General features: G+C 38.3%; 32 protein-coding genes and 1 pseudogene. 16 read left to right on the forward strand and 17 right to left on the reverse strand.

Annotated features, from left to right (window positions below; translation table 11 throughout):
• The first annotated feature begins 89 nt into the window (after positions 1-89).
• From H8B21_RS13705 to H8B21_RS13720, 4 genes are all read left to right on the forward strand, one after another.
• Positions 90-920 (forward strand): DUF695 domain-containing protein, encoded by an 831-nt coding sequence (locus tag H8B21_RS13705; protein WP_190314340.1) that lies wholly within the window; start codon positions 90-92, stop codon positions 918-920.
• Positions 921-1,017: 97 nt separating this feature from the next.
• Complete coding sequence (locus tag H8B21_RS13710) at positions 1,018-1,449, forward strand: acyl carrier protein (protein WP_190314341.1); 432 nt, start codon at positions 1,018-1,020, stop codon at positions 1,447-1,449.
• Positions 1,434-1,691, forward strand: a complete 258-nt coding sequence (locus tag H8B21_RS13715) for an acyl carrier protein (protein WP_190314342.1) — start codon at positions 1,434-1,436, stop codon at positions 1,689-1,691. The genes H8B21_RS13710 and H8B21_RS13715 overlap by 16 nt, the downstream gene beginning before the upstream one ends.
• Positions 1,692-1,787: 96 nt before the next feature.
• Positions 1,788-2,429, forward strand: a complete 642-nt coding sequence (locus H8B21_RS13720) for an alpha/beta fold hydrolase (protein WP_190314343.1) — start codon at positions 1,788-1,790, stop codon at positions 2,427-2,429.
• Here the strand turns inward: H8B21_RS13720 and H8B21_RS20765 are convergent.
• The 3 genes and pseudogenes from H8B21_RS20765 to H8B21_RS13735 all read right to left on the reverse strand — a co-directional run bounded on the left by H8B21_RS20765 (position 2,388) and on the right by H8B21_RS13735 (position 4,010).
• Positions 2,388-2,672, reverse strand: a complete 285-nt coding sequence (locus tag H8B21_RS20765; protein ID WP_190314344.1) for a DNA/RNA helicase domain-containing protein — start codon at positions 2,670-2,672, stop codon at positions 2,388-2,390. The two genes, H8B21_RS13720 and H8B21_RS20765, sit on opposite strands and share 42 nt — an antisense overlap.
• Positions 2,673-2,677: 5 nt before the next feature.
• Positions 2,678-3,166: pseudogene (locus H8B21_RS20770) on the reverse strand (DNA/RNA helicase domain-containing protein); the annotation flags it as partial.
• A 46-nt stretch (positions 3,167-3,212) separates the two neighbouring features.
• Positions 3,213-4,010, reverse strand: a complete 798-nt coding sequence (locus H8B21_RS13735) for an ATP-binding protein (RefSeq protein ID WP_190314345.1) — start codon at positions 4,008-4,010, stop codon at positions 3,213-3,215.
• On the opposite strand from H8B21_RS13735, the gene H8B21_RS13740 reads away from it, so the two are divergent.
• Complete coding sequence (locus H8B21_RS13740) at positions 4,002-4,955, forward strand: hypothetical protein (protein WP_190314346.1); 954 nt, start codon at positions 4,002-4,004, stop codon at positions 4,953-4,955. The two genes, H8B21_RS13735 and H8B21_RS13740, sit on opposite strands and share 9 nt — an antisense overlap.
• A 90-nt stretch (positions 4,956-5,045) precedes the next feature.
• On the opposite strand, the gene H8B21_RS13745 is transcribed toward H8B21_RS13740, so the two are convergent.
• Positions 5,046-5,579, reverse strand: coding sequence for a Crp/Fnr family transcriptional regulator (locus tag H8B21_RS13745; RefSeq protein ID WP_317170397.1), 534 nt, complete (start codon positions 5,577-5,579; stop codon positions 5,046-5,048).
• 110 nt (positions 5,580-5,689) lie between these two features.
• Here H8B21_RS13745 and H8B21_RS13750 point away from each other — a divergent pair, with 110 nt between their 5' ends.
• From H8B21_RS13750 to H8B21_RS13765, 4 genes are all read left to right on the forward strand, one after another.
• A complete protein-coding gene (locus tag H8B21_RS13750) occupies positions 5,690-6,379 on the forward strand; it encodes an HAD family hydrolase (protein ID WP_190314347.1) in 690 nt (229 codons plus the stop codon).
• A 2-nt stretch (positions 6,380-6,381) separates the two neighbouring features.
• Positions 6,382-7,008, forward strand: coding sequence for a chloramphenicol acetyltransferase (locus H8B21_RS13755; protein WP_190314348.1), 627 nt, complete (start codon positions 6,382-6,384; stop codon positions 7,006-7,008).
• A 242-nt stretch (positions 7,009-7,250) separates the two neighbouring features.
• Positions 7,251-7,445: an ORF6N domain-containing protein gene (locus H8B21_RS13760; protein WP_317170405.1), complete on the forward strand. Its 195-nt coding sequence runs from the start codon at positions 7,251-7,253 to the stop codon at positions 7,443-7,445.
• A gap of 153 nt (positions 7,446-7,598) precedes the next feature.
• Entirely contained in the window at positions 7,599-8,183 is a 585-nt protein-coding gene (locus tag H8B21_RS13765) for a hypothetical protein (protein ID WP_190314349.1), read from the forward strand.
• A 110-nt stretch (positions 8,184-8,293) separates the two neighbouring features.
• Here H8B21_RS13765 and H8B21_RS13770 read toward each other — a convergent pair whose 3' ends face one another.
• Positions 8,294-9,094, reverse strand: a complete 801-nt coding sequence (locus H8B21_RS13770; protein ID WP_223815030.1) for a penicillin-binding transpeptidase domain-containing protein — start codon at positions 9,092-9,094, stop codon at positions 8,294-8,296.
• A 333-nt stretch (positions 9,095-9,427) separates the two neighbouring features.
• Positions 9,428-9,898, reverse strand: coding sequence for an Imm53 family immunity protein (locus tag H8B21_RS13775; RefSeq protein WP_190314350.1), 471 nt, complete (start codon positions 9,896-9,898; stop codon positions 9,428-9,430).
• A gap of 220 nt (positions 9,899-10,118) precedes the next feature.
• On the opposite strand from H8B21_RS13775, the gene H8B21_RS13780 reads away from it, so the two are divergent.
• The 5 genes from H8B21_RS13780 to H8B21_RS13800 all read left to right on the forward strand — a co-directional run bounded on the left by H8B21_RS13780 (position 10,119) and on the right by H8B21_RS13800 (position 14,245).
• Positions 10,119-11,192 carry an energy transducer TonB gene (locus H8B21_RS13780; RefSeq protein ID WP_190314351.1) on the forward strand — a complete coding sequence of 358 codons (1,074 nt, stop codon included), beginning with the start codon at positions 10,119-10,121 and terminating at the stop codon, positions 11,190-11,192.
• A 209-nt stretch (positions 11,193-11,401) separates the two neighbouring features.
• A complete protein-coding gene (locus tag H8B21_RS13785; protein WP_190314352.1) occupies positions 11,402-11,980 on the forward strand; it encodes a hypothetical protein in 579 nt (192 codons plus the stop codon).
• Positions 11,981-11,995: 15 nt separating this feature from the next.
• Complete coding sequence (locus H8B21_RS13790; protein ID WP_190314353.1) at positions 11,996-12,748, forward strand: RNA polymerase sigma factor FliA; 753 nt, start codon at positions 11,996-11,998, stop codon at positions 12,746-12,748.
• Between the two features lie 163 nt (positions 12,749-12,911).
• Complete coding sequence (locus tag H8B21_RS13795; protein ID WP_190314354.1) at positions 12,912-13,496, forward strand: hypothetical protein; 585 nt, start codon at positions 12,912-12,914, stop codon at positions 13,494-13,496.
• A gap of 320 nt (positions 13,497-13,816) precedes the next feature.
• Positions 13,817-14,245, forward strand: coding sequence for a hypothetical protein (locus tag H8B21_RS13800; protein ID WP_190314355.1), 429 nt, complete (start codon positions 13,817-13,819; stop codon positions 14,243-14,245).
• A 14-nt stretch (positions 14,246-14,259) separates the two neighbouring features.
• Here H8B21_RS13800 and H8B21_RS13805 read toward each other — a convergent pair whose 3' ends face one another.
• The 9 genes from H8B21_RS13805 to H8B21_RS13845 form a co-directional block, all read right to left on the reverse strand.
• Positions 14,260-14,718 (reverse strand): GNAT family N-acetyltransferase, encoded by a 459-nt coding sequence (locus H8B21_RS13805; protein WP_190314356.1) that lies wholly within the window; start codon positions 14,716-14,718, stop codon positions 14,260-14,262.
• A gap of 56 nt (positions 14,719-14,774) precedes the next feature.
• Positions 14,775-14,999, reverse strand: a complete 225-nt coding sequence (locus tag H8B21_RS13810; RefSeq protein ID WP_190314357.1) for a VOC family protein — start codon at positions 14,997-14,999, stop codon at positions 14,775-14,777.
• Between the two features lie 77 nt (positions 15,000-15,076).
• The gene (locus H8B21_RS13815; RefSeq protein ID WP_190314358.1) at positions 15,077-16,165 is read right to left on the reverse strand and encodes a Fic family protein; all 1,089 of its coding nucleotides are present in this window, start codon (positions 16,163-16,165) and stop codon (positions 15,077-15,079) included.
• Positions 16,166-16,301: 136 nt separating this feature from the next.
• The gene (locus H8B21_RS13820) at positions 16,302-16,502 is read right to left on the reverse strand and encodes a hypothetical protein (RefSeq protein WP_223815031.1); all 201 of its coding nucleotides are present in this window, start codon (positions 16,500-16,502) and stop codon (positions 16,302-16,304) included.
• Between the two features lie 123 nt (positions 16,503-16,625).
• Positions 16,626-17,159: a dihydrofolate reductase family protein gene (locus H8B21_RS13825; RefSeq protein WP_190314359.1), complete on the reverse strand. Its 534-nt coding sequence runs from the start codon at positions 17,157-17,159 to the stop codon at positions 16,626-16,628.
• A gap of 35 nt (positions 17,160-17,194) precedes the next feature.
• Positions 17,195-17,476 (reverse strand): DUF6597 domain-containing transcriptional factor, encoded by a 282-nt coding sequence (locus tag H8B21_RS13830; protein WP_223815032.1) that lies wholly within the window; start codon positions 17,474-17,476, stop codon positions 17,195-17,197.
• 140 nt (positions 17,477-17,616) lie between these two features.
• Positions 17,617-18,309 (reverse strand): hypothetical protein, encoded by a 693-nt coding sequence (locus H8B21_RS13835; RefSeq protein ID WP_317170406.1) that lies wholly within the window; start codon positions 18,307-18,309, stop codon positions 17,617-17,619.
• A 312-nt stretch (positions 18,310-18,621) separates the two neighbouring features.
• Positions 18,622-18,972, reverse strand: coding sequence for a hypothetical protein (locus H8B21_RS13840; protein WP_190314361.1), 351 nt, complete (start codon positions 18,970-18,972; stop codon positions 18,622-18,624).
• A 74-nt stretch (positions 18,973-19,046) separates the two neighbouring features.
• On the reverse strand, positions 19,047-19,460 hold the full coding sequence (locus H8B21_RS13845) for a hypothetical protein (protein WP_190314362.1): 414 nt from the start codon (positions 19,458-19,460) through the stop codon (positions 19,047-19,049).
• 280 nt (positions 19,461-19,740) lie between these two features.
• Between H8B21_RS13845 and H8B21_RS13850 the strand changes: the two genes are divergently transcribed.
• Positions 19,741-19,998: a redox-active disulfide protein 2 gene (locus H8B21_RS13850; RefSeq protein WP_190314363.1), complete on the forward strand. Its 258-nt coding sequence runs from the start codon at positions 19,741-19,743 to the stop codon at positions 19,996-19,998.
• Between the two features lie 300 nt (positions 19,999-20,298).
• On the opposite strand, the gene prfH is transcribed toward H8B21_RS13850, so the two are convergent.
• Both prfH and H8B21_RS13860 read right to left on the reverse strand, forming a co-directional pair.
• Positions 20,299-20,919 carry a peptide chain release factor H gene (gene prfH / locus H8B21_RS13855; protein ID WP_190314364.1) on the reverse strand — a complete coding sequence of 207 codons (621 nt, stop codon included), beginning with the start codon at positions 20,917-20,919 and terminating at the stop codon, positions 20,299-20,301.
• Positions 20,919-22,316, reverse strand: a complete 1,398-nt coding sequence (locus H8B21_RS13860; RefSeq protein WP_190314365.1) for an RtcB family protein — start codon at positions 22,314-22,316, stop codon at positions 20,919-20,921. The genes prfH and H8B21_RS13860 overlap by 1 nt, the downstream gene beginning before the upstream one ends.
• 304 nt (positions 22,317-22,620) lie before the next feature.
• On the opposite strand from H8B21_RS13860, the gene H8B21_RS20915 reads away from it, so the two are divergent.
• Positions 22,621-22,926 carry a hypothetical protein gene (locus H8B21_RS20915; RefSeq protein WP_449618949.1) on the forward strand — a complete coding sequence of 102 codons (306 nt, stop codon included), beginning with the start codon at positions 22,621-22,623 and terminating at the stop codon, positions 22,924-22,926.
• Positions 22,927-23,003 lie beyond the last annotated feature (77 nt).

The following is a 23,003-nucleotide window of genomic DNA, read 5'->3' on the forward strand; positions in this document are numbered from 1 at the left end:
CTATTATTTCCTACTTTTAGAGAAGTAAAGAAAATTATGAATTCCATATAAAGAGGCTTTGTCGCAAAATTCACAGTATGAAAAAAATAATGATGTGGACATTTTTACTTGCAATATTCGGCTGTAGTAATGCAAATCTGGAATCCACTAAAATATCATTAGAAGAAATTGAAGAGATGTTTTCCGACATGGAAGCAAATGGCGTTTATACGGATACGACATTGCTTTGGGGTTATTTCTTTACTTCAAACAAAAAGGACGATTTCGAAAAGGTTGCCAACGAACTTAAAAACAAAGGATTTGAATTTGTGGATATTTTTCAGGCAGATGATAAGAGTTATTGGCTGCATTTGGAGCGAAAAGAAGTTCATAATGCCAAAAGTTTGTATGAACTTGACGAGGAACTTTACGAAATAGCTGGCAAGTATAAAATCACTTATGATGGTTTTGATGTCGGTAATGTAGACGAGAACAGGCCACTTGAACGTGATACTTATGTAGTTCCTGAGGAATTTAAAACCGTCGATCACCAGAAAGACAATTTTCCCTGCTTATTAGTCGGTAATACTGCATTTGACCGATTTCCGCATAAAGAGGAATTTTGCCATTTCATTAAGGTAACAACACCGTATAACATGGATGAAGAATCTATGCTACCAGTGCAAGGAGAACTGGACGAGCTGGATAAATTTGAGCTTTTTTTTGAAAACAATTTGACGCAGAAAAATATCAAAAACTATTTCGTCTTTCGTGATACCCATAAAGGAATCAGAAACTTTTATATAGTAACCAATGATAAAGTAGGTGCAAAAGAAGTTATCGATAACCTAAGCCAATCGGGTGAGCAAAGACCGTTTGAATTTGAAATCTCAACGGACAAAGAATGGAGTTTATATAATGCGTTTAAAGGAAAAATATAATGATGCGTCTTGGCATTATGGCGGGAATTATCTCCCAACTTTACCTGAGGAAAACTGAGCAACGCATTCTCTGTGAAATAACTAAAGCAACTGACTAATGAAAACAGATGACAAACTCGAAAACATCGACTCTGAAGATATTGATGATCTGCTGATTGAGATTGAAAAATCATTCGAAATTTCGTTTGCAGATGCAGAGCTGTCTTCCATTACGACCTTCGGACAGCTATGTGACTTGGTTATGGAGAAAATTAAACTGGAAAACGTTGACAGTTGTACCACACAGCAAGCATTTTACAAACTCCGTAACGCAATCTCCATTACGTTACAGATAGATCATAAATCGATATCGACAGACCTTCCATTAACAGTAATCTTACCCCATAAGGAGAGGCGACATAGGACTAAGAAGCTTGAAAGACACTTGCGGATTAAATTAAATATACTGAGCCCTCCTGATTGGTTGATCACGACACTTGGGATGCATTGTTTGCTTCCGCAGGCTGGCTATTTGTGGATACCTTTGTAGGGGTCTTGGGTATTTTGCTTACATGTTCGGGATTCTGGTTTGCTCAAAAAGTAGGAAAAGAACTCCGTGTAGAAACGGTTGGGGAACTTGCGGAAAAAATAACCAGGGAAAACTATGTTAAATCACGTAGGAATCCGAAGACTTATAATAAAAATGAAATAGTCGATCTCCTGACAGATATTTTTAGCGAGAACTTCGGACTGGACAAAAGTAAGTTGACAAGAGAGGCAAGACTTTTCTGAATATATGGATATTAAAAGAACAGTTTTCCAGCTGTAAAAGCAACAATCAAATAAACGTTGTTTCAATTGAGCGGCATGTATTAATTTTAAATCGTCATGAAAAAGGCTTACATTTTTAGTGGCTTAGGTGTCGACAAAAGAGTTTTTCAAAAAATAGATTTCGGAATCTTAGATATCGAATTCATAGATTGGATTGAACCTCGAAAGGATGAAAGAATTGAGCATTATGCGAAAAGGATTTCAAAGAAAATAAATGCTGAAAACCCGATTTTAATTGGTCTTTCTTTCGGCGGTATTATTGCTGTCGAAATTGCAAAAACGATAGCAATTGACAAGCTAATTTTAATTGCTTCGACCAAGACTAGAAAAGAAATACCAATGCTGTATAGGATTTTGGGGAAACTAAAGATACATAACTTTATACCCGCACCTTTTCTTAAAAGCGCTAATTATATTTCTAATTGGTTCTTTGGAGCTCAGACACCGAGCGACAAAATATTATTAAAACAGATCTTAGAGGAAACTGATAATAAGTTCCTTTACTGGGCTATAGACAAAGTAGTAACTTGGGAGAACCTGCAAATACCCCTAAATTATGTTCATATACATGGTCTCAATGACAGAATTCTACCTATTAAAAACATAAAAACGGATTATAAAATTCAGGGTGGTGGTCATTTTATGACGGTAAATAAATCAGAAGAAATAAGTAAATTGCTCAAGAAGATCATTGGTTAATAGTTCAGTAAACTGCATTAGTTTCGATTTCATAAAGTAGACATAACAAGCTTTCATACCACGACCGAGTAATACCCGGTACGTATTCTTCACCAACTGCACAAAATTCTCGCTTCCCTTCACCTGTCCATCGTGCGAGTTTTCAGAGAATCCCTCCCATTCGCCGGTATCCGGGTTATACTTAAGATCGTTACCAAAAATGACTCCCGCATAGTCAAACTCAAATCCCTGTGCCGTATACACACAGCCTACCTGATCGATACTGCCTCATCATAAGCCCAGTATTGTGATTTGGGAATACCGCGGCGCATACCTTTGGTGTTCTCGTCCGCATTCCAAGGCCGTATATAATCACCCACGACAACATCTTTGTGCAATTCCCCATCGGCATCTGCTTCCTTCGTCCAAGGCCAGCAGAAACCTGCCATCACCCGGCCGGTATAACCTTCTGCAACTTTATCACGGATGGCCTGCTCCAATGCATGCGGGCTGTCCATGATACGGAACTCGAAGGCATCTTCCTGCCACCACTCTGTAGTGGCGGTCTGCCGGATATGCAGGGTATGATCGATCCACTCGGTGTATTTCTCTGACCCACCGTTGCGAAACTGCGATTCCAGATTGTACTCGTAAACGGTACAGCCCATCTGTTCGGCCCGCATACGGATAAAGCTGGATGAGCCGATTTCGCCTTTTCGCACGGCTTGATAATCGTCGATAAAGAAAACGCATATGCGGCCTGCGTGAGCTAGCTTACCGCCATATTGCCCAACTTTTGCCCCACTATTGCCCCACTATCTTATAGAAAATACTTGAACCGGAAGTACCAGTTTTGATTAGAATTTTGAATTTACTAGACAACTCTGTTAATTCAGTCGTCGCTGTTCTTTTGGATATACTATTCAACGTCTGATAGTCACTATTCGTGATTTTCCCTTCTTTAGCAAACAACACCGCTTTCACTTGCCGGCCGTTCAATCCAAGAGACTCAAGATACTCCGTGTTATAAATATCCTTCTTGAATATAACCCAAAAATCCGATCCCTCCACAACATAACTTGGCTCGGGAAGACCACCAGCTAAACACAATTCCGTCATTTTGCTGATACCACGTCCCCAAGACTCCACATAACCACTACGGAAAAAAGAGTTGGCTATATCCGGATTATATGGCCGGGACGAATGGCTTTTTAATAAATTACCCACCGTCCAGTTTTCCGGGAGATGCCCTTCATTCCAAATCATAAGCTTATCAGGATATACTCGAATCTGAATCGGGGTTGATCCCGAATAATCTTTATGTGCGATGGCATTTAACAAGGCCTCCCGAACAACCTCCTTGGGGTATTCATATGTTTCATTACGATGGATCCCATCGTAACTGATAATCGCCTTAATATATTTGGTGAACAATAGATCGATAGTCCCTTCAACCTGTTCAAACAAATTTCCATGAACTTCATCCTGAAATATGAGGTCTGCTTCCCGCTCAAAATACCCAATCTTCGCATAAGCTCCCGTTATATCTAGCTTGTGGCAAATCTGGTGGGCATTAAGGAAGATTATCAAATTATGGGACATAATTACGACATTTATACAATGAGCATGTCGCAAGAAATATGGGAAGAATTTATTAAAAAGTACCCACAGGCAAATAGTGGTAAACTATCTATCGAGCAGATCAATGTCCTGATGGCTGAATATATAGAGAAACGCAATGCGTCAGCAGTCGATGATTTTGATGGACTCACCCCACACCAAATGCATCTCCTACTCCACTACCCCTTAGCTGAGGATAGCCCATTGAAATGGGTAGCTCCTCATTATGAAAGCGATTTGGCTGCAATCCCGTTATTGGCATTATCCGACATGCTGCTAGCAGAAATACAGAAAGCGGGCGAGCTCAGACTCACCGCGAAAGGTAATCTTCCGGTAGCGGTGTGCACATTGTTGGTGAAGAAAAATTTAATTGACTGGAAGTACATGAAATACGTGAAAATACTTTCGGAGGATAATATTCCATATATATGGCCAATCAAGGAGTACCTCACTACGGAAGGCTTGATCAAGAAACGTAATAACAAGCTGTTTGTGACAAAAAAGGGTGAAAAGTACCCGAAACTTGCTCACAGCGAGAGACTACAGCAACTACTTTCCTTTTTTACTGCTCGGTTTAATTGGCAGAATCTTTACGGCATAGAAGATGACGGAGAAATTGGTTCCATGGGATGGGCGTTTTCGCTCTATCTGTTCAGGAAATATGGTCACGAAACGAAAAACGCCCAATTCTATGCGGATAAATGGATTCGTGCATTTCATACACAATACTGGACTGAACGGAATAATCCCGCTTACAATGCGATCATATCCGATATTAGATCTGCGTATGAACACCGATTTTTCGGATGCTTTGCCAAGTGGTTCGGTTTTGTGAAGGTTGAAGAAATTCAAATTCCGAAACAGGTTATATCGCTGATGGAAGTAAAGAAGTCTGAAACGCTGGACAAGTGCTTTGGAATGAGATAGGACATAACACATATTGGCCGACGCTCTTAGCAAGTTATAGGGCGGTATGAGGACCATTAGCAGTGGGCTGTTTTTTTTATGTCTTCAAAATCATTCCGACAAACTTTTAAACGCCCTGTTCAGACTTCTTACAGTAACACCAAGATACGAAGCCATATCTTCTTTTGACATAGCTATTTCCTGTTTGGATTGCAGTTCCAAAAGTTTGCCCAAGCTATGCTCTATGGTGTACAATTGTTGGTATGATGCCCGACTTGCTGTATTGATAATACGTTCTGCAAAAACATCTAACAGCAGGTTGTTCAGTTTAAGGTCGTTTTTGATAAGTTCCCCAAAATAGTCGGGAGTAATAGCATAGACCGTTACATCTGTCATTGCTTCGATATTGCACAGACAAACGATCTTTCGGATAAACTCAATTTCGCCCACTATTTCGCCTTTTCCTAAAAATTCAAGTATATATTCCTTGTCGTTGTCTTCCGTAAAAAAGCATTTGGTAATGCCTTCTTTTATGAGCATTACTTTCGTTGCTTTTTCATTTTGAAAAAATAACTTTTGCCCTTTGGCGTATTGCTTTACGATGATATTCTCCTTACGTTCCTGTTGCTCGTAAAGTTCCTGCACATACCCTAAAAATGATTGGTTTGTTCGTAATATATATTCGGGACAAATGTCCTTTTTTTAGATTTTTCCTTTGTTGAATTTTGCCTTTTTATAAATACAAAACTAAAGAAATGAAAGACAGCATAAAAACAATAGCGTTTGATGCAGACGATACTTTATGGGTAAACGAGCCTTATTTTCAGGAAGCAGAAAAACAATTCTGTACATTACTTGAAAATTACCTGCCCCAACATTCGGTATCGCAGGAACTGTTTAAAACCGAAATGAAAAACCTGCACCTGTACGGCTACGGAGTGAAAGGTTTTGTATTGTGTATGGTTGAAACCGCAAGCAGGATTTCCAACCGTACCGCTTCGTTGGAGCTGATTGACAAAATCATAGCCATAGGACAGGAACTTTTGCAAAAGCCTATCGAATTATTGCAAGGCGTGCCCGAAACTTTGGAACAGTTGAAAGGCAGATTCAGGTTGATTGTAGCCACCAAAGGCGATTTATTAGACCAGGGACGGAAGCTAAGAAATTCGGGATTGGAAAGCTATTTTCATCATATCGAAATAATGAGCGATAAGAAAGTAAGCGATTATCAAAAGCTGTTAAAACATTTGGAATGCAAACCCGAAAATTTCCTAATGTTGGGCAATTCCATTAAATCGGACATACTGCCTGTTTTGGAGTTGGGCGGATATGGCGGACACATTCCGTACCACGTAACGTGGACACACGAGCAACACGAATACAATCTGAAACACGATAATTTTATGGAACTAAAAAGCATTGACAGCATTCTAAATTATTTATAGAAATGAAAACATTGATAGACATTGAACAATGGAACAGGAAAGAGCATTTTCTATTCTTTTCCCAATTTGAAGAACCGTTTTTTGGGGTTACGGTAAACATAGACTGCACACAAGCGTACAAAACAGCCAAGCAGAAAGGCAATTCATTTTTTCTGTATTATTTATTCAGAGCGTTGAAAACAGCCAATGAAATAGAAAATTTTCGATACAGGATTATCGACAAACAACTTTATCTTTTTGACCGTATAAACGCTTCGCCTACTATCAACCGACCAAACGGCACTTTTGGTTTTGCCTATATGGATTACTACCAAGACGAAAACGATTTTTATGCAGGAGCGTTAAAAGAGATTGAACGAGTACAGCAGTCCAATGATTTAATACCTGCGGTTTCGGGCGAAAGTGTTATCCATTTTTCGGCTATTCCGTGGATAGACTTTACAGCCCTTTCCCACGCCCGATGTTTTTCCTATCCCGACAGTTCGCCAAAAATTTCTTTTGGAAAAGTAATCGAGAATAACGGACGAAAAACAATGCCTGTTTGCGTTCACGGACATCACGGACTAATGGATGGCTATCACGTAGGGCTTTTTGTGGATAGGTTTCAGGAACTGATGAATGAAGAATAAATCGGTTAATATATGCAAAAATTCTACACCGAAGTACTGAACAGATTAGAAACGGCAATCCACGAATTGGAGATTGAACCGATAGCCTTTTATAGCAGACAGAAGCCATTATTCTACTATTACGCAAAGCCTGTCCGAAATAAAAGAATATGTGCTACAAACAGGGTTCAGCGACGAATACGAAGAAATCCGTTTTTTCAAACACCAGAACCTACTATTGCAAAGCTCATTTTTAGATAGCTATCTGTAAAAAGCCGTTCCGTCTACGTGAAGAAGTTCGTCGGAATATCGAAAAGTTTCCAGAACACTTCATGTATGAGCTCACGGAGGAAGAAGTTGAAATCATGGTATCACAAAATGTGATACCTTCACGTCAACATTATGGGCGAAACTGGAGGTCAATAGAAATTCATCGAAAACTTCTTTCACCAAATTGAACATAATTATTGAGTTTAGTCTGTATCACCGAAAAATAAAGGGATACCAAAACGGTATCCCTTTAATCTCCTACTTAGTTACGTTTCATTGCTGAAAGAGGCTTTACCAAGTCTTACGTTACAAACGTACCAAATATTAAACCAATTACCAAAATGAAGATTGATCTTAGACATAAATATTTATCTAGACCGCGATACAATAGGTATCTTCAAGCAACACAATCCGATATATCTCGAGCAAAGCGTCTATATAACGCCAATATACGTCTAGCACGGGCTTTTCATCCGTTACTTATGTCACACCCTTTGCTCTCTAATTCCAGATACTTCTTAAAGGAATCTATCTCTAATACGGAACGAAAGCTTCGTCGGAGAAAAATTGCCATCACAAGCGGTAAACTTTTGGCTGATCAAACATTCGGTTTTTGGACAGCCCTCTTTCTTGGACATCACTATTCATTGCTGAACGGATGTCCAATACATGTCTTTCCTCATAAGCCGTCGTCTGAAAACCGTGCAAGCATCTATACCAAATTAGAAAAAATAAAAGAGTTCAGGAATAGAATAAATCACTGTGAACCGATTTGTTTCAACGGCAACCATATCGATTGTTTGGATGCAGACGATATATACAAAACATTATACGATTTAATTGCGTGGTTAGATCCACAGTTAACTCCATTCTTTTCCGACATCGACAATGTGCCAAGCAAAATAAAGCTGATCAAGAGGATTTGAAAATTAACGGAAGGTCATTACAAAATGAACTGAAAAGGCACCCGAATGTTCAAATCTCGTTCTTGTCCATAGCAGTGTGACTTTTTTTGAAAGCAATATGAGAATCGATGTTAAAACACACCGATTTCTTTAAGAGCATTTCTTGTTATATCAATTCGGCACTTTTGAAAATCAGGTCTCTCATCTTCCTTATCTTTAGTAATCCGAGTTGAAAAAAAATAGACATTATCATTCTTCTCAACATAACCAACCCACCACCCAACATGTTGTTGATTTTGTGAACCCCAACCCGTTTTCGCCCGAAGAACATACTCGTCATTTTTCTCATTAATCATCACTCGCTTTAAGATTTCAATGTTTCTCTGAGAAAAGGGTGTCTTACCCTCATATACCTTCACTAAAAATTCTATCTGATTACGTGGCGATATGGCCAATGGCCCAAAATTCCAAAAATCTGCTTTATCATTAACATGTCGGTTGCCATAACCACAAGCTTCAAGATAATGAAGATACTTTTCTCTACCTATCTTTTTAGCCAACTCCATAAACACCCACCCTGCAGAAACCTCAAATGCCTCTTTCACTGTCATATCTTTGTATGTGGATGGACGATGCATGTATAAGTCCTCATTTATCTCTCCGATCCATTTTACAGTATCAAGTTCGTCAGATATAACTCCTGTTTCTAACGCAATCAACAAATTGATAATCTTAAAAGTTGAAGCAGGGACTTTTTGTATTGACGATTCAGTACTATCACTCATAATCCAGTTTTGATTTTTATAATCATAAATGGTAATGCTTCCCTCGAAACCACAGTCCGCAAAATATTGTTTAAAGTTAGTTTGACCAAATGCACTTGATACAAATAGAAATGTAAAGAAAAGGCCGTACATTGTTCTTATTACCATCCAAATATCCTCCGTTTTAAAATTTAGCAAGTGAATTTACTCAATATCTCTAGTAAATTGTATGCTATTATTAAATAACACACTGCATTCCGTGAATGCCCAATGCGAGAACAGGGCAGGCCAAGAGCGGTGGGGGCAAGATTACTTAAGAAAATGGCTTGATGAGAATACAGCAGTGAATTTACATGTTGATCCGTTGTACAATATATATTCATAATCTTAATATTTAACGACTACCCCAGTCAAATAAATCTACTTTTGTTTGATTAATAGGCATAATTCTACTAATCTGACTCGCAGGCATTATTCCTTATGGCTGGTTCCGGGATAATCTCATGGCTTTATAAATTCGGCAAACTTATTTAGTACGAAATCAAGTTTTTTCGGATCCCCATACCCTTTAAAAGTTTTACCATCACTCTTTATACTATACCAGTCATCGTCATCATCTATTGATTCTTCAAAAGTAGTTTTTCCTTCCACTTCCGTATCTAAAATATCCGCCTTAAAACTCCAACTTGGATTATCAATAGTTTGTATTTTTATACTAAATGTATGTTCCCAATCATCATCACAATTCGAAGCATACCAATTCATCAATTGCTTTATACTTTCCATAATCGATTTTTTTTGATCCCGTAATTCATCCTCTCTTGCTGGTCTTGTATTTTTCCCCTTGCGAGCTTTATCTTTCTTCCTAAAAAATTGAACATCATAATTGTGTTTAGTTATTCTTCTAAAGTACTGAAAAAAGATTGGGTTATAAAATTTGGAAGGTTTCAGCTGGTGCCATTGGTATTTCATCGTCTATTTACTACTTTTAGAGAATTAAAGGAAATTATGAATTCCATATAAAAAAGCTTTGTCTCAAAATTTACAGTATGAAAAAATAATGATGTGTAATAATGCAAATCCGGAATCCACTAAATATCATTAGAAGAAATTGGAGGTATGTTTTCCAACATGGAAGCAGATGATATCAAGGCTAAAATATAAAAACAAAAACCTGAATAGATTGAAAATTATGAATTTAAGAAACATATTTTCAAAAGCTAATAGTAACCATATCCATTTAGCAATAACAACTTTCTTCTTTTTACTATATGGATTTTTCCCAATAAAGGCACAAGAAAAAGCAACCTTGTTAGGCGATTGGATAAAAGTAGGTGTGACCTATTTAGACGACACGGAAGTAGAAGAATCGCACCCGCTGAAATATGCATTCTTAAAATACAGTTTCAAACCAAAGAACAAGGCTGCCATAATTACTGATTATACCCATGCAGGAAACTTCAATTCTTATGAGGATAGAAACGGTACAATAGAGATTTCTACCAATTTTAACGCCAAAATAACATTGGGAATTATCCATCTTACTTCGGATAGCTTAATTGTCGTCCAACCGGGAACTTTAGGAGTAACAGATCCAAGTTCACTATTGATAACATTAATTAGATACGAACATTTACAAAATACATCGGAATGGAACGGAAAGGATTTGGTAGGTATTTCCAAAACTGACACGGTTTACAAAGCCAGTCGAAAGATCCATCCTACTTTTTCGAACCCCTATGGACTACGCCATGCTTTGCAAACGGCGATGCCATCTTATAGCAAATATATGACGGGCTTTTCCCAGGATTATGGGCGGCTGTTTTTGGCAACTTTTGTTGTTCGTAAATCTGGCTTCGTAGATAATATAAAAATCTTGCAAGGGATGGATGATAAATTTAACAAGGAATTTATTAAAACCTGTAGTAAAATGGCAAAGTATTGGAACCCGGCTCATTACAATGGAGAGCCTGTTGACGCTCAAGTCACTCTGGAAATAGATTTCAATTTTATGGATCAATTTTTAACAGATGAACGATATACTAGATACGCTGCGAAGCGGATTGAGGAAGGTGATATTTATGGCGCTATAACGTACTTTGACAGGATGATCGCCAAAAACCCTAAAAATGAAAAAGCTTTGATAAATCGCGGTTACTGTTATCTCTTGTTGAATGATCAAGAGTCTGCCTGCGAGGATTTCAGAATACTGCGAAATCTCGGATTCGACTCTGGAAAGTCATTATTAGTAAAGTACTGCAAATGATAATATTAAATGGAGTATAGAATGTTTGGAAACAAAACTAAAAAACCATTATACCGAAAGGTAAATACGAGAGCAAGAGGTGTCCATCCTAACTTTGGCGGTGACTTTAAATATTCGAAGAGTACGAAAGGTGAAACTCAGGAACAGATTAGGGGAAAGTATGAACGGAGTAGCTTTCTAATGGGAAATCTGCCAAAACTGATTACAAATTGAAACGATATCAATATAAAGATCTGACAATTGAAATACTTGACGAGAAAGATTATAGATTGGGATCGGCAGATAATTCTTTCTTTTACAAGAAACAATATTTCGGTATTGATACACAAGAATATCCGACTTCAAAACACGGCATCAAGGTTTGGCGAGACGACCAAGTAATTGATAGTTGTATCATAATTGGCTCCGGTGGCGCTACAGGTGTTCATCAAAATTCTTCGCTACTTGACGACGAGCATTTACTAATTTGCTGTTGCGACACCATATTTTGCGTTACGCTTCCATATCTAAACTTAGAATGGAAGACACAGGTCGACCCAGCCACATGTTTTCAGGTGTTTAAATTACGAGATGACTATGTTGTTCACGGTGAACTTCAAATAGTTAGGATTGATAAAAAGGGAATAATAAAATGGGAATTTAGTGGTGCAGATATTTTTGTCTCGGGAGACAATAAAGAAGAATTTAAAATCGAAAATGACGGAATTTTACTTACGGATTTTTCTAATACGAAATATAAAATTGGTTTTGATGGAAGACTAATTTCGGATACTTATGGCAAGTTATAACTAATCAACAAAAACATGAAAACATCGCTAGCATTTTTTATTTTCCTATTTGCGTTTATGTATAAAGGGATTTGCCAATCTAAAACAATACCCATAGAAGAAAAGGCCTATTCCTTTGCAGTAGATCTACTTAAAGAAGGAACATATCAAGCAGACATCCTAGACACTCCTCCTATAAGTCCTGAACAGCAAATAATCTTGCAGAAAATGCAAGAAAGTCTCGCAAACAATCCGGAGTGGGCAAAAGAAATGATCCTACATTTAGAACCTGGTGAGCCGTTCCCTTATCATGAAAATCTAGGGATTGATGAAGATGAGTACCGGTCGATTTTAACCGCTTTGGATTCCGAGAGATTGATAAAAGTAGATTCGACAAGCGTACGTATTATTCATGAGGATCATATAATAACGTTTTCAGAAAGTGAAAACGACGAACAGTCGTTACTAGATTACCTATACATTGACACAATACATCGCCAAATCTATATTGATGATGCTCCTTTGGCGTTTAGGACTCATTTATTGGCCGACAAAGCGAATAGTACATTTTCAAATGCTTGGCATGGTTACACTTGGGAATATAAAGATGTCCCGGTAGAGAAACTAGAAGACTTAGATTTCTCAGAGCCTTTCGACGCCACACTATTCAGATGTACTATCGGCAAAATGGAAGAGACTGATGATATTATATTGTATATTACGGCTAAAGTTATTGAACAGGGACAACCAGCTGTTGACACGAAGTTGATGTTAGTGTTTAGAAAATAACCACAAATCAGCGTGTACTATATGATAGCTTCTGCCATTTGTGGAATATTGGTGAAAATGAAAAGGAAACAAGTAGAACATATCGTTGTATGAGTATCAATATAGGTTTTGACAACATATTACAGCACGTAAAATTGGTTTCAGATTATGATCGCTTAGTACTATGAGATTTATTACAGTCATATTAGCCTTTTTCTTAACGGTCTCCTGTAGGGAGCGAACAAGAGATTTCGGAGCATTTTCTCTGAAGATTCCCTCGTCATGGCAATACATCCCCCAAAAAGGAATAGATTCTTATGTTGGGTTAATTGCTATAGATTCGAAAGACACTTTGTTTTTCGATTACGGCCCCTATTCGAGCAATCTAATAAGCGGCACGCTAGATGAGATGTTTGAAATGGACACTATACCAATGAGTTCTGAAGAATTTGAAAATATTTCTAGCTATTACTTCAGCTTTCAAGAAGGCAATCTTAGGGATTCTGTTCATTTGAAACCTTATCTTATAGAAAGATATAAAGACACTGTAATTCAGCATTTTCCGGCTATTAAGGTTAATCCCAAAATAATTGGGACTGGTAAGACAGGTATATTTGTGGATAGTATATGGTATACAGAACCTCACGATGGTATTTACCGCATGACAAAGAGGTTTTGTCTGGTAGGCCACAACCTAAGCGAGATAAACCATAAGGCATTATTGAAAGCGATAGCGAGCCTTAAATTTAAAGAGTCAAAATCACGATAGCTGACAGCGAGATCGTAATGGTATACTCACTTATCCGAATTATGTCCAGCAAATAAGATGACCTTTACTCGACTGGATTTCTTGGATGGTCTTAAAGACCTCCAGAATACGCACATTCCTTTTTCGAGTCGGGTTCTAAGGAGATGATTATCTGTGCGTTAAAACCAACAGGTTTCCACTCAGGGCCTACTCGCTTTCGAGTCTCTATTTGACTCGGTTCGTGCTGAAAACAATAATTTTGTCACAAATATTCACTAAACTTGTGATAAAATAAAAAGGGGACTCCGATCTCCGCCTGGTATATTAAACCGTCGTTACACATGAAATTATTCTTTTTATCAGCGTTAATATTCATAACAACATTTGTTAAAGCACAAGTTGACACATTAAAGGCCTACGATAGGGCGGATAACATAATCCGATTGATAGACGAAAGAAATATGGAAGAGCTTATATTAAACAGTACAGATTCAATAAGATGTTTTCTATGCGAGAATAAGAACATGCTGGCATCACGCTTTTTCAAATCTGAATTATACCATATTTTCAACCCCGATTTAATAAGAAGGCTTAAGTCTTCCGTTAAACAGCTACATGTAGACAAACATAATGCTGATGTGGTAATTGTGTTCTATAATATTTACCAAAAGAATGAACTTGCTCCAGGCCATGAGGGCGGTACGTTCGGTATCTGGCTATATAGGGATGACGAAAATTTGAGATTTACGGGAATTGAAACTGTGCCGTAATTAATGATTAAAAATTAATTTTGTGTGTCTGTTTTATAAACATTTGGGTCGAATAGTTCCATATATAATTCTGGTTTTGGCAGTTTACGAAAGCCATATTTTTCATAAAGCCAATCTGCTGTGGATGTCAATAAAATCCACCGTCTTAATCCTTGCAAATTCGGATGTTTAATTACAGCGTCCATTAGTTTTTTTGAAAGTCCTTGTCCTCGATAAATATCTAAAACATAAATGTCTCCCAAGTAAGCAATAGTTGAAAAATCCGATATGATTCTTGCAAACCCAATTTGTTTGCCGTTATGAAATAGTCCGAAGTTTAAAGAATTGTCAATTGAAGTCTTTACTCTTTCAATGGGAATATTGTCACTCCAACCTGAATATTTTGATAGAAAGTCGTGGATTGCAACAATATCCATTTTTGATTTGTCTGTCGTAATTGTAAAGTCGTCAAAAGTGATTTCAATTATTTTCATTTCGTATTCATTTTTATTTCAGTTTTATCTATTTGGTTGGTCTTCTCCAATGACCGCTATTCCTGCGGTGGTGAATATTTTACAATGTCAATACCAACTCCGTTTGGGTCTTGTATAGCAAAATGCCTATCGCCCCACGGTTCGTTGCGAATGTCTATTTTGATTTCAATTCCTTTTTGTTTCAGTTCGCTGTAGATACTATCAACGTCGTCTACTTCAATGGTTAGATAAACTCCCTTATTTTGAAAAGGCGATTGAAACAGCGATTGCTGACTTTTCATCTTAATTTGTTTTTTAGTCGTTGAACTTGATTGAGAAGATAGTTGAACTATAGAGTTATTGTCATCGTCACCATCGGTTATTGCTTCAATATATCAAACAATGCTTGATTAATGTAGAGGGTTTCCTTCCAAACTCTTTTAGGAATCACAATACCCAGTTGTTCCAGGCCTTTTAAGTATTTAGATGCAGTTATTCTGGAGACCCCCATTCTTTCGACGACGAATTCAATTTTGCTGTAAGGTTGTTCAAAAATAAGCTCCAGCAATTCTTTATTATAGAGTTTTGGCGCTTCGGTTTTCATCTTATCCTGCGTTTGTGCGAATAAGGTCTTGATGGCATCTATCTGATGAATGGTCTGTCGCGATATTTCTTCAACTGCGTTCAGCATGAAAAGAATCCAATCCTCCCATTTATCGTTTACCCTTACTTCTTGTAGCAGACGATAGTAATCTACTTTATTTTTAATAATGTAATCACTTAAATAGAGCACTGGGCTATCGAGTAGCCCGTGCATAATGAGATACAGTACATTCAATATGCGACCGGTTCTTCCGTTACCATCATAAAACGGGTGAATACTTTCAAATTGATAATGCTGTATCGCTAATTTGATCAACGGAACTACTTCATCGTCGGTTTTATTGATATAATCTTCAAGATTTTTCATCAACCTGAGTATCGTATCTTTATCGTCAGGAGGTGTATAGATCACTTCGCCTGTAACGGCATTTTTCAACGCAGTACCGGGCAGTCTTCGCAAGCCTGCGTTATTCTCTTCCAATACTTCTTGAATAGCAACAATTGTATTTGTGTTTAAAAATCCTCGTTTTTTTACAACGCTGTATCCTTCTAAAATTGCTTCGCGGTAGCGAAGTACTTCCTTTGTCGCCGAATCTATTTCTATCCCTTTTGCTGATAATGCTTGATAAAGTTTGTCATGCGTAGTAATTACATTCTCAATCTCCGAGCTTGCACGGGCTTCTTTTAGAATAACTGCATTCAATAAAATGGAGGGATTAGGCAATGTATGAGCTATACCTTTCAACTCTGCCAAGGCAATAGATGATTTTACTACTTGTCGCAGAACGCGTATTGTCTCAATTTTTGATTGTGCTACAGGTAATGGAGGGAGCGTGTTATATGGTGTTTCAACATTTAGTTTCATCGTGTAAAGTTTTTATACATGAGCCCATCATCATGTAAAGATAATCCTTTTTTCTTTACATGATGACGTTGTCATGTAAAATTTCTTATCATGTACTATGAACTGTGGTTTTCATAAAGCCAATCTGCTGTGGATGTCAATAAAATCCACCGTAGCCTGCGTCAAAGAATAATTTATTCTGCCGCAAACTTTGCTTTGAGGGCTTTGCTCTTAAAATATTTTGAAAACGAATAACTTTGCTGAATGTCTTGGCAGTATCTCCGACATAAAACTCAAAAATTCTGCGAAGTTGTCTTTGACTGATACCTGTGTTTAAGTCTTTCTCAATATCAAGCATTCCGAAGTTTTGTAAAATGATGTCTACAAAATATTTCCTACCGTTTCGCTTTGCCTGAGGGAAAGAAAAAAGCCTTTCAACAAGTCGCTGAAAGGAAAGAAAACATTCAATTTAGTTGAGGTTTTATTTTTGTCGCTTGTAATGCAGTTGTGTCAATCCTGTCTCAAACGTTTTGACTTTGATAAATTCAAGTGTTTGCTCTGGTCTGCCGTCTTTGAAAAGTCTTGTTCCGTTACCTAATAAAATGGGTACTATCGAAATGATAAACTCGTCTATTAAGTCGTGTTTCAACAGCTCATTTATTACCTCCGCTCCACCGTCACAATAAATATTTTTACCTTTTTCAGATTTCAGTCGTTTGACCAATTCAGTTAAATTCCCTGTATAGAAAGTAGTTCTACCTATTCTCGGTCTTTCCGTTCTTGTGATGACATAAACATCTCGTCGTCCGTTGTCGTAATGAGATAGACCGACATTTTTAAGCACATAATCATAAGTTCTTCTGCCAATAATCAATGTGTCAATGGTGTCTGTAAATTCTCCATAACCATAGTCTTCTCCTGTTTTTTCAACGAGTTTTAAGAAAGTAAGGTCGTCATTAGGTTTTGCAATGTAGCCGTCTAAACTCATTGCGATGAAAAGTGATATTTTTCGCATTTTTATAAATATTTAATGTTTCCGCAAAGTTAGCTTCAGACAATATCCTGAATAACCGATTGCAATGGATTGTTTTTTATTTTTATTCTATCAGAAAAATTGATTAAGATAATCAAATGGGTTGTCGTCTTTCCAAATTCCAAAGAAAGTGAGCCATTATCTGTTAAACAAGGATCTCCCAAATTCATCAATACACCTGCACAGCCGTCTGGAAAAACACGTTCCCATTGGCTTTCAAGTTTATTCCCTTTTAACTCCCAATAGAAATGAATAAAGGGTTTTAAGTCTTTGTGGGGGTTTGTCTTTTTATATTTCATTTATTTTTTTGACGGTTCTACAGTGAACACTAATCTGTTTATAGATGTTTATGCTTTGTTCTTCTAATAATCTTTCTAATAAATAAACAATCCATCTATCTTGCTGCGCTTTGTAGCAGGTTATCTATTTTTGCAAATGACTACCCACTTATCAAATACCGCATCAAAATACGGCGTACATCTTTATTATCGGCTCTGTATCTGATGTGTTTTATCAGCTGGTCCCCGGGTGTTTCCCGGGCACAGAAGCCAAACCCTCTGTAGATACCGCACTCGATATAGACCAGCCCCTTTTCTGCGGAACTTCTGCCTTCTACCTCAAATAGTTTGGTAAACCGCTCGAAACGATGGGCATGCAAGAACGTATCGACACGCTGGTTATAGCTTTCGGGAGTTTCCTGATCAATGCAGGCACCATAGCAGCTCTTGATCTGGTAATGAAAACAGGCAGACCGTGTTTTATAGAGTCCGTTTATTTTCGGGCAGAGATTATATTTTTCCGTGAGCCGATAAAGGGTGTTTTTCGCCTCCGTTATCCCGGCAAAGGTAATGATCTCGTCTCCCCGCTCCTGGTTATTCACAATGCGCAGTGCCTTATAGCCATTTTCGTGCTGTATATATAATCCGAACCGGTCCATAGTACGCCGCTGTGCACAGTTATAAAGCGGTTGGTGGCGCTTGATAAGGTCGGACTCATAAAGCAGGGCGATGAGTTCGCTCCCCATCGGCTCGCAGGCGATACGTGTCACCGTGCGTTGTATTTTGCGCGATTTACTGTCTTTGCCTTGAAAATGTTGCTGCACACGCTTACGGATGTGTATGCTCTTGCCGATGTAGACCAGATCGTCGTGTTGGGTGTAGAAGAAATAGACACCCGGCAGGCCGGGTAGTCTTTCGATCATCGCTTGCAATTCTGCTGTCATTTGTTAAATCTGCTGCGTATCATGTTCGAACGTTAATAACACTTTGTTCAAAATCTGAACAACAAAAATACTAATATTTTTAGTTTTTAAAACTATTTGCGATATTTGAGTAATCTTTTTTACTGCTCGATTTAATTGGCAGAATCTTTACAGCATAGAAGATGACGAAGAAATTGGCGCCATGGGATGGACGTTTTCGCTATATCTATTCAGGAAATATGGTCAATGAGAGTTGTTCCAGATTATATGCCACTTCCTAAACTCGTCAAGCGAAACCCTGTACCGGGCATAATTTCCTTCGTGCATACCCAACAGTTCCGTTTCCACTGCTTCTATGAATTTGTTGCGATCATCAGCCGGCAGTGTTTGGGCTTCGCTTTGTATGGCGTGTTTGGCCAGGTCTTTATTCATCATCTGCAAGACAATATTCAGTATAACAGTCCGGATTTTGTCGCGATATTGTAAACGGAATGTGTCCGGTTCGCCCAATGATTGACGGATCGCAGCATAGCGCATCGCTGATCTTTCATAAGCCCAGATAAAAACGTCTTTAAAAAACTCGATACGGTTCAATTCGTATACACCAAGAAGACCTCTGACATAATATTCCTCTGGAACATCTATGAATGTTAATGGGACAAAATTAGCTATCTATCTATATGGGGGCGGTAATGCTCTAAAAACAACCTATTGTAGCTAACCGGCTTCCGTTTGGCTACGGGCTTGGTAATAAAACCAAGAATCTCTTTCCCTTCCGGAGACAGAGGAACCAGATCTTCCTGCTCCTTTGGCAAGTCCTGTTGTTTTTCTTTTAATGAGTAACGTGTAGCACGGGCGTCTCCCGACACGGCAATACGATTATCTTCCTTTAACTCTTTTAACCGTCGCTGTAATGTCCGTCGCTCAATGGTAAAACCGAGTCGATCACTAATCTGCTCAATAGACAAACTACCTCCAGCCAGAAGGGTCAAGATAGTTTCTATTTGTTTTTTTTTATTCACACCATTTCTTATCGCGACAAAGTTAAATGAATTTTGTCGCGATACCAAGTATTGCGACATGTTTTGTCGCGATACTTGGTATCGCGACCGCTGTCAATCCCAGTAAATACGATATTAATACACCCGTTGGAGCAATGCGATGTACTTTTGTCGGAATATGCAATCTTTACAAGTTGGATACTACGGTTCGATTTGTGCCAGGCATTTCGGTCGGATGCCCGGAATATGCAGCTTACAGAATCTTCATAAGAAAAAGTAATTAACGTTGCTAATGTAGCTGATATTCTCTATTTTTAGAGAGGACATTAATCACTATAGACATATCAAACCTTCTTAAGTTGTGAAGAATACGCCTCTAGCTGAAATGAGCACCGAAGAACTCATCAAAAATAAAAAAACAATCGGCACTGCGACAGCAGCTTTGGCAGGATTACTACTATCCTTGTTCATTTTATCACTATACAAGTGGATGACAAAAGGTTTTACATCACTTGTTCTCGTACCTCTTGCCCTATTACCAATAGTGTTTGTTAATCTTAAAAAGATTAAGGAAATACAAAGGGAGTTGCAAATGAGGGGGAAAGATGTGACGAAATGAATCGCACCATATTATGTGCAAACTTTTAATAAGACTGTACCGGAGAGATATAAATGGCTACTAGAATATGAAAAACAGACGATAGATGAGTTTAGTTGAGTTTTTTGATAATCAAATTGTACTGGAGAGCGATAGAGCACTTTTAAGACCCCTTGCTGCATCAGACATTGATGACTTAGAAACAATAAGTTATACCGATGGTCTATGGGAGTATGGGAGGAGAGTGAAAAACAAATGATGATCTTTTTTGTCTTTTAAGCTCGGTGGTACAATTGTCGGTGGAATACGTATATAGCCGAATCAGAACAAATTGCGCTTAATTATTTTGATGGCATTGCCACGCGCCAACTCATAATGATTCTGCCATTGGTTTTGCTGTTGCTCCATCAATTGCTCTGCCTGCCAGACCAATAATTTTTCCTGCAATCTGGCTAAACAAAGTTTTTTGTTCTCCAACTGGGAGCGTGTATCCATAACAAGTACTTGTAAGCCTGATAGCAGGTGTGTTCCGCGCACGGCTGTTTCAACTTTATTTATGTTTTGCCCACCGGGACCCGATGATCGGCAGGTTTCTAGCTTAACATCTTTGGGATCCCATTGCATTAGTGTCTTCACATCGAAGGCGGCAACACCCACAAACCAATTTTTACGCTTGTGGTATCTACGATATGGGCTTTGTGCGATCCATTGTATCGTTCCTACGCATTCTTTTAAAAAGTCATCCAGATTATTGCCTATAAGCATCATAGTGGAAGACAATAGTGCTCCCTTTAATTCGCCAACCTTATTTTCAAGCACCTGCATTTGAAAACCTTGTTGTTTGGCCTGTTTAATCATTAAACTTTGCACACAGACTACAACCCGGCAGCATTCTGCCGGGCCTTTACCTGATGTAATTTGTATCATAATTTTCTTCATCATTACTCTTTATTCATTCTAACAATACGTGGATAGAATTTACCTTGGATATCAACTAAATCACGTTGTGCAGTCATGACAACGTCAATATCCTTATATGCCAAAGGGTTTTCTTCAACCGTCCCCCCGATTAAAGTAACATCGGCATTGATAAGCATCTTTTTCATGGCGGATACCGTCATGCTATCCTTAGCCTTTTGCCTACTCATAGCACGGCCTGCACCATGCGATGCGGAATACAGGGCATCGTGGTTTCCTTTGCCGGACACGAGGTAAGCTGGTGTTGTCATGCTACCGGGAATAATGCCCAGTTTACCTTTATGTGCTGGTGTTGCGCCTTTACGATGTATGATCACCTCTTTGCCATTAGATAATTTGTCTTTCCAGGCAAAGTTGTGATGGTTCTCCACTACACAGATTGCTTTTAGCCCTAAAGCTTTCAATAGGTTCGAATGGATACGGTCATGACAGGCTTTGGCATAATCGCCAGCCAATGTCATAGCAAGCCAGTATTCCTGCCCTTCGCTATTCATGTCCAGCCAAGCCAGTTGTTGTGCATGCCGCGGCAACTTACAGGTGTCCATAGCAAGCTTTGTGTAGTGTTTAGCGATAGCCGCACCTAAACCGCGACTTCCGGAATGTGTTAATAATGCCAGATACCTTCTGGCCGGTAATCCCAGGACATTATTGGCCAGCATCTCTATTTCACCAAACTCCACAAAGTGGTTGCCTTTTCCGGAGGTACCCAATTGCCTTACGGCTTTACCTCTTAGCGGTTTCAAAAAAGGTATTTCGTTGAACACCGGACTATCTAAAATTTCATGCTCCTGCCTGATGTCCAACCCCCCTTCCATTCCAAAATGGGTATGGTTTTTTAATGCCTGCTTGATTTGGTATGCAAACCTTTTTATAAAACTATCGCTTTCATCAATAATAGAAAGTGCCATGCGGCAGCCGATATCCATACCCACCGCGTATGGGATAACAGCGTTATCCGTAGCCAACGCACCTCCGATAGGTAAGCCAAATCCCATATGCGCATCTGCCATTAAAGCGCCTTGTATGCTCACCGGCAACAGGCTGGCGAATTCCATTTGTTTTTTTGCAGATGGTTCTATGCCCTTACCGCCATATGTTTTAAAGAATACCGGTTCATCACGTAACGTGTAAGCTTTAAACGGGGCTCCTTCTTTCTTGCCCATTATTTTCTCGGCTATTTTACTTGTCAATTCATTATCCAAAAATGCTTCTGGATCGTTCTTAATATCCACCAACAGCTCAAGTATTTGTTGCTTACTGTGGTGTTTGAAATTTTTGGAAACTATACCAATAACCAGACTTCGTAGCTGATCATTATGATAACCTATCTTACTTAAATCTTTTGTTCTTAAATTGCCCATGTGGGAATATATATTTAAACTCAGAAAAGCCTAATTGGCGCTATATCTGGAAATGTTTTGTAATTTTTGTTGAATTTGATTTTTGATTGCAATTCGTCCTTGTAGAAGGATATACCCTTTTAGGAGCGCTCAGCAAAATCTAATGAAATTTCGGGCAGACAAACATTGCATAAGTTAATTACACAACTGCTTAATTATAAAAAAACGAGGTTTGACTGCCTTTTTAGGCAATGAGCGAAAGGGACGATATGTAAATTTGCTCTGTCATGATTCCTTGATATTTAAAAGATGAATAAAATCAAGAATGACTCCAAAGATAGGGAATAATTTAATATTGCGAAAAAAATCTATTTACAAACATCAAGAACTTGCCTCCTTTGCGGACATAAAGAAGACGGAACTTCGTGCCTTGATGGCTTTTGACACGGTAGCCTACGGAAATGATGGCGTCGAGGTTGTAATATTTGTAGGCTTGGTAGAAAAATCGGAATTTCCGATTTTTCTCTACTTCATCCTCAACCAGTTCTCCCTCTTTGAAGATATTGAGCACATGTTCATTAATCGTCGATTTAGACGAAGATATCGTTTACATAGGAGAAGTTGTCGTTAAACGTCCTAATATGTGGCAACGATTTTTTCAATTTTTTAAAAAGATATGATCCACAATTAGTTAACCATGAAAAAGCT

Source organism: Sphingobacterium chuzhouense (assembly GCF_014692525.1).
Lineage (GTDB): Bacteria > Bacteroidota > Bacteroidia > Sphingobacteriales > Sphingobacteriaceae > Sphingobacterium > Sphingobacterium chuzhouense.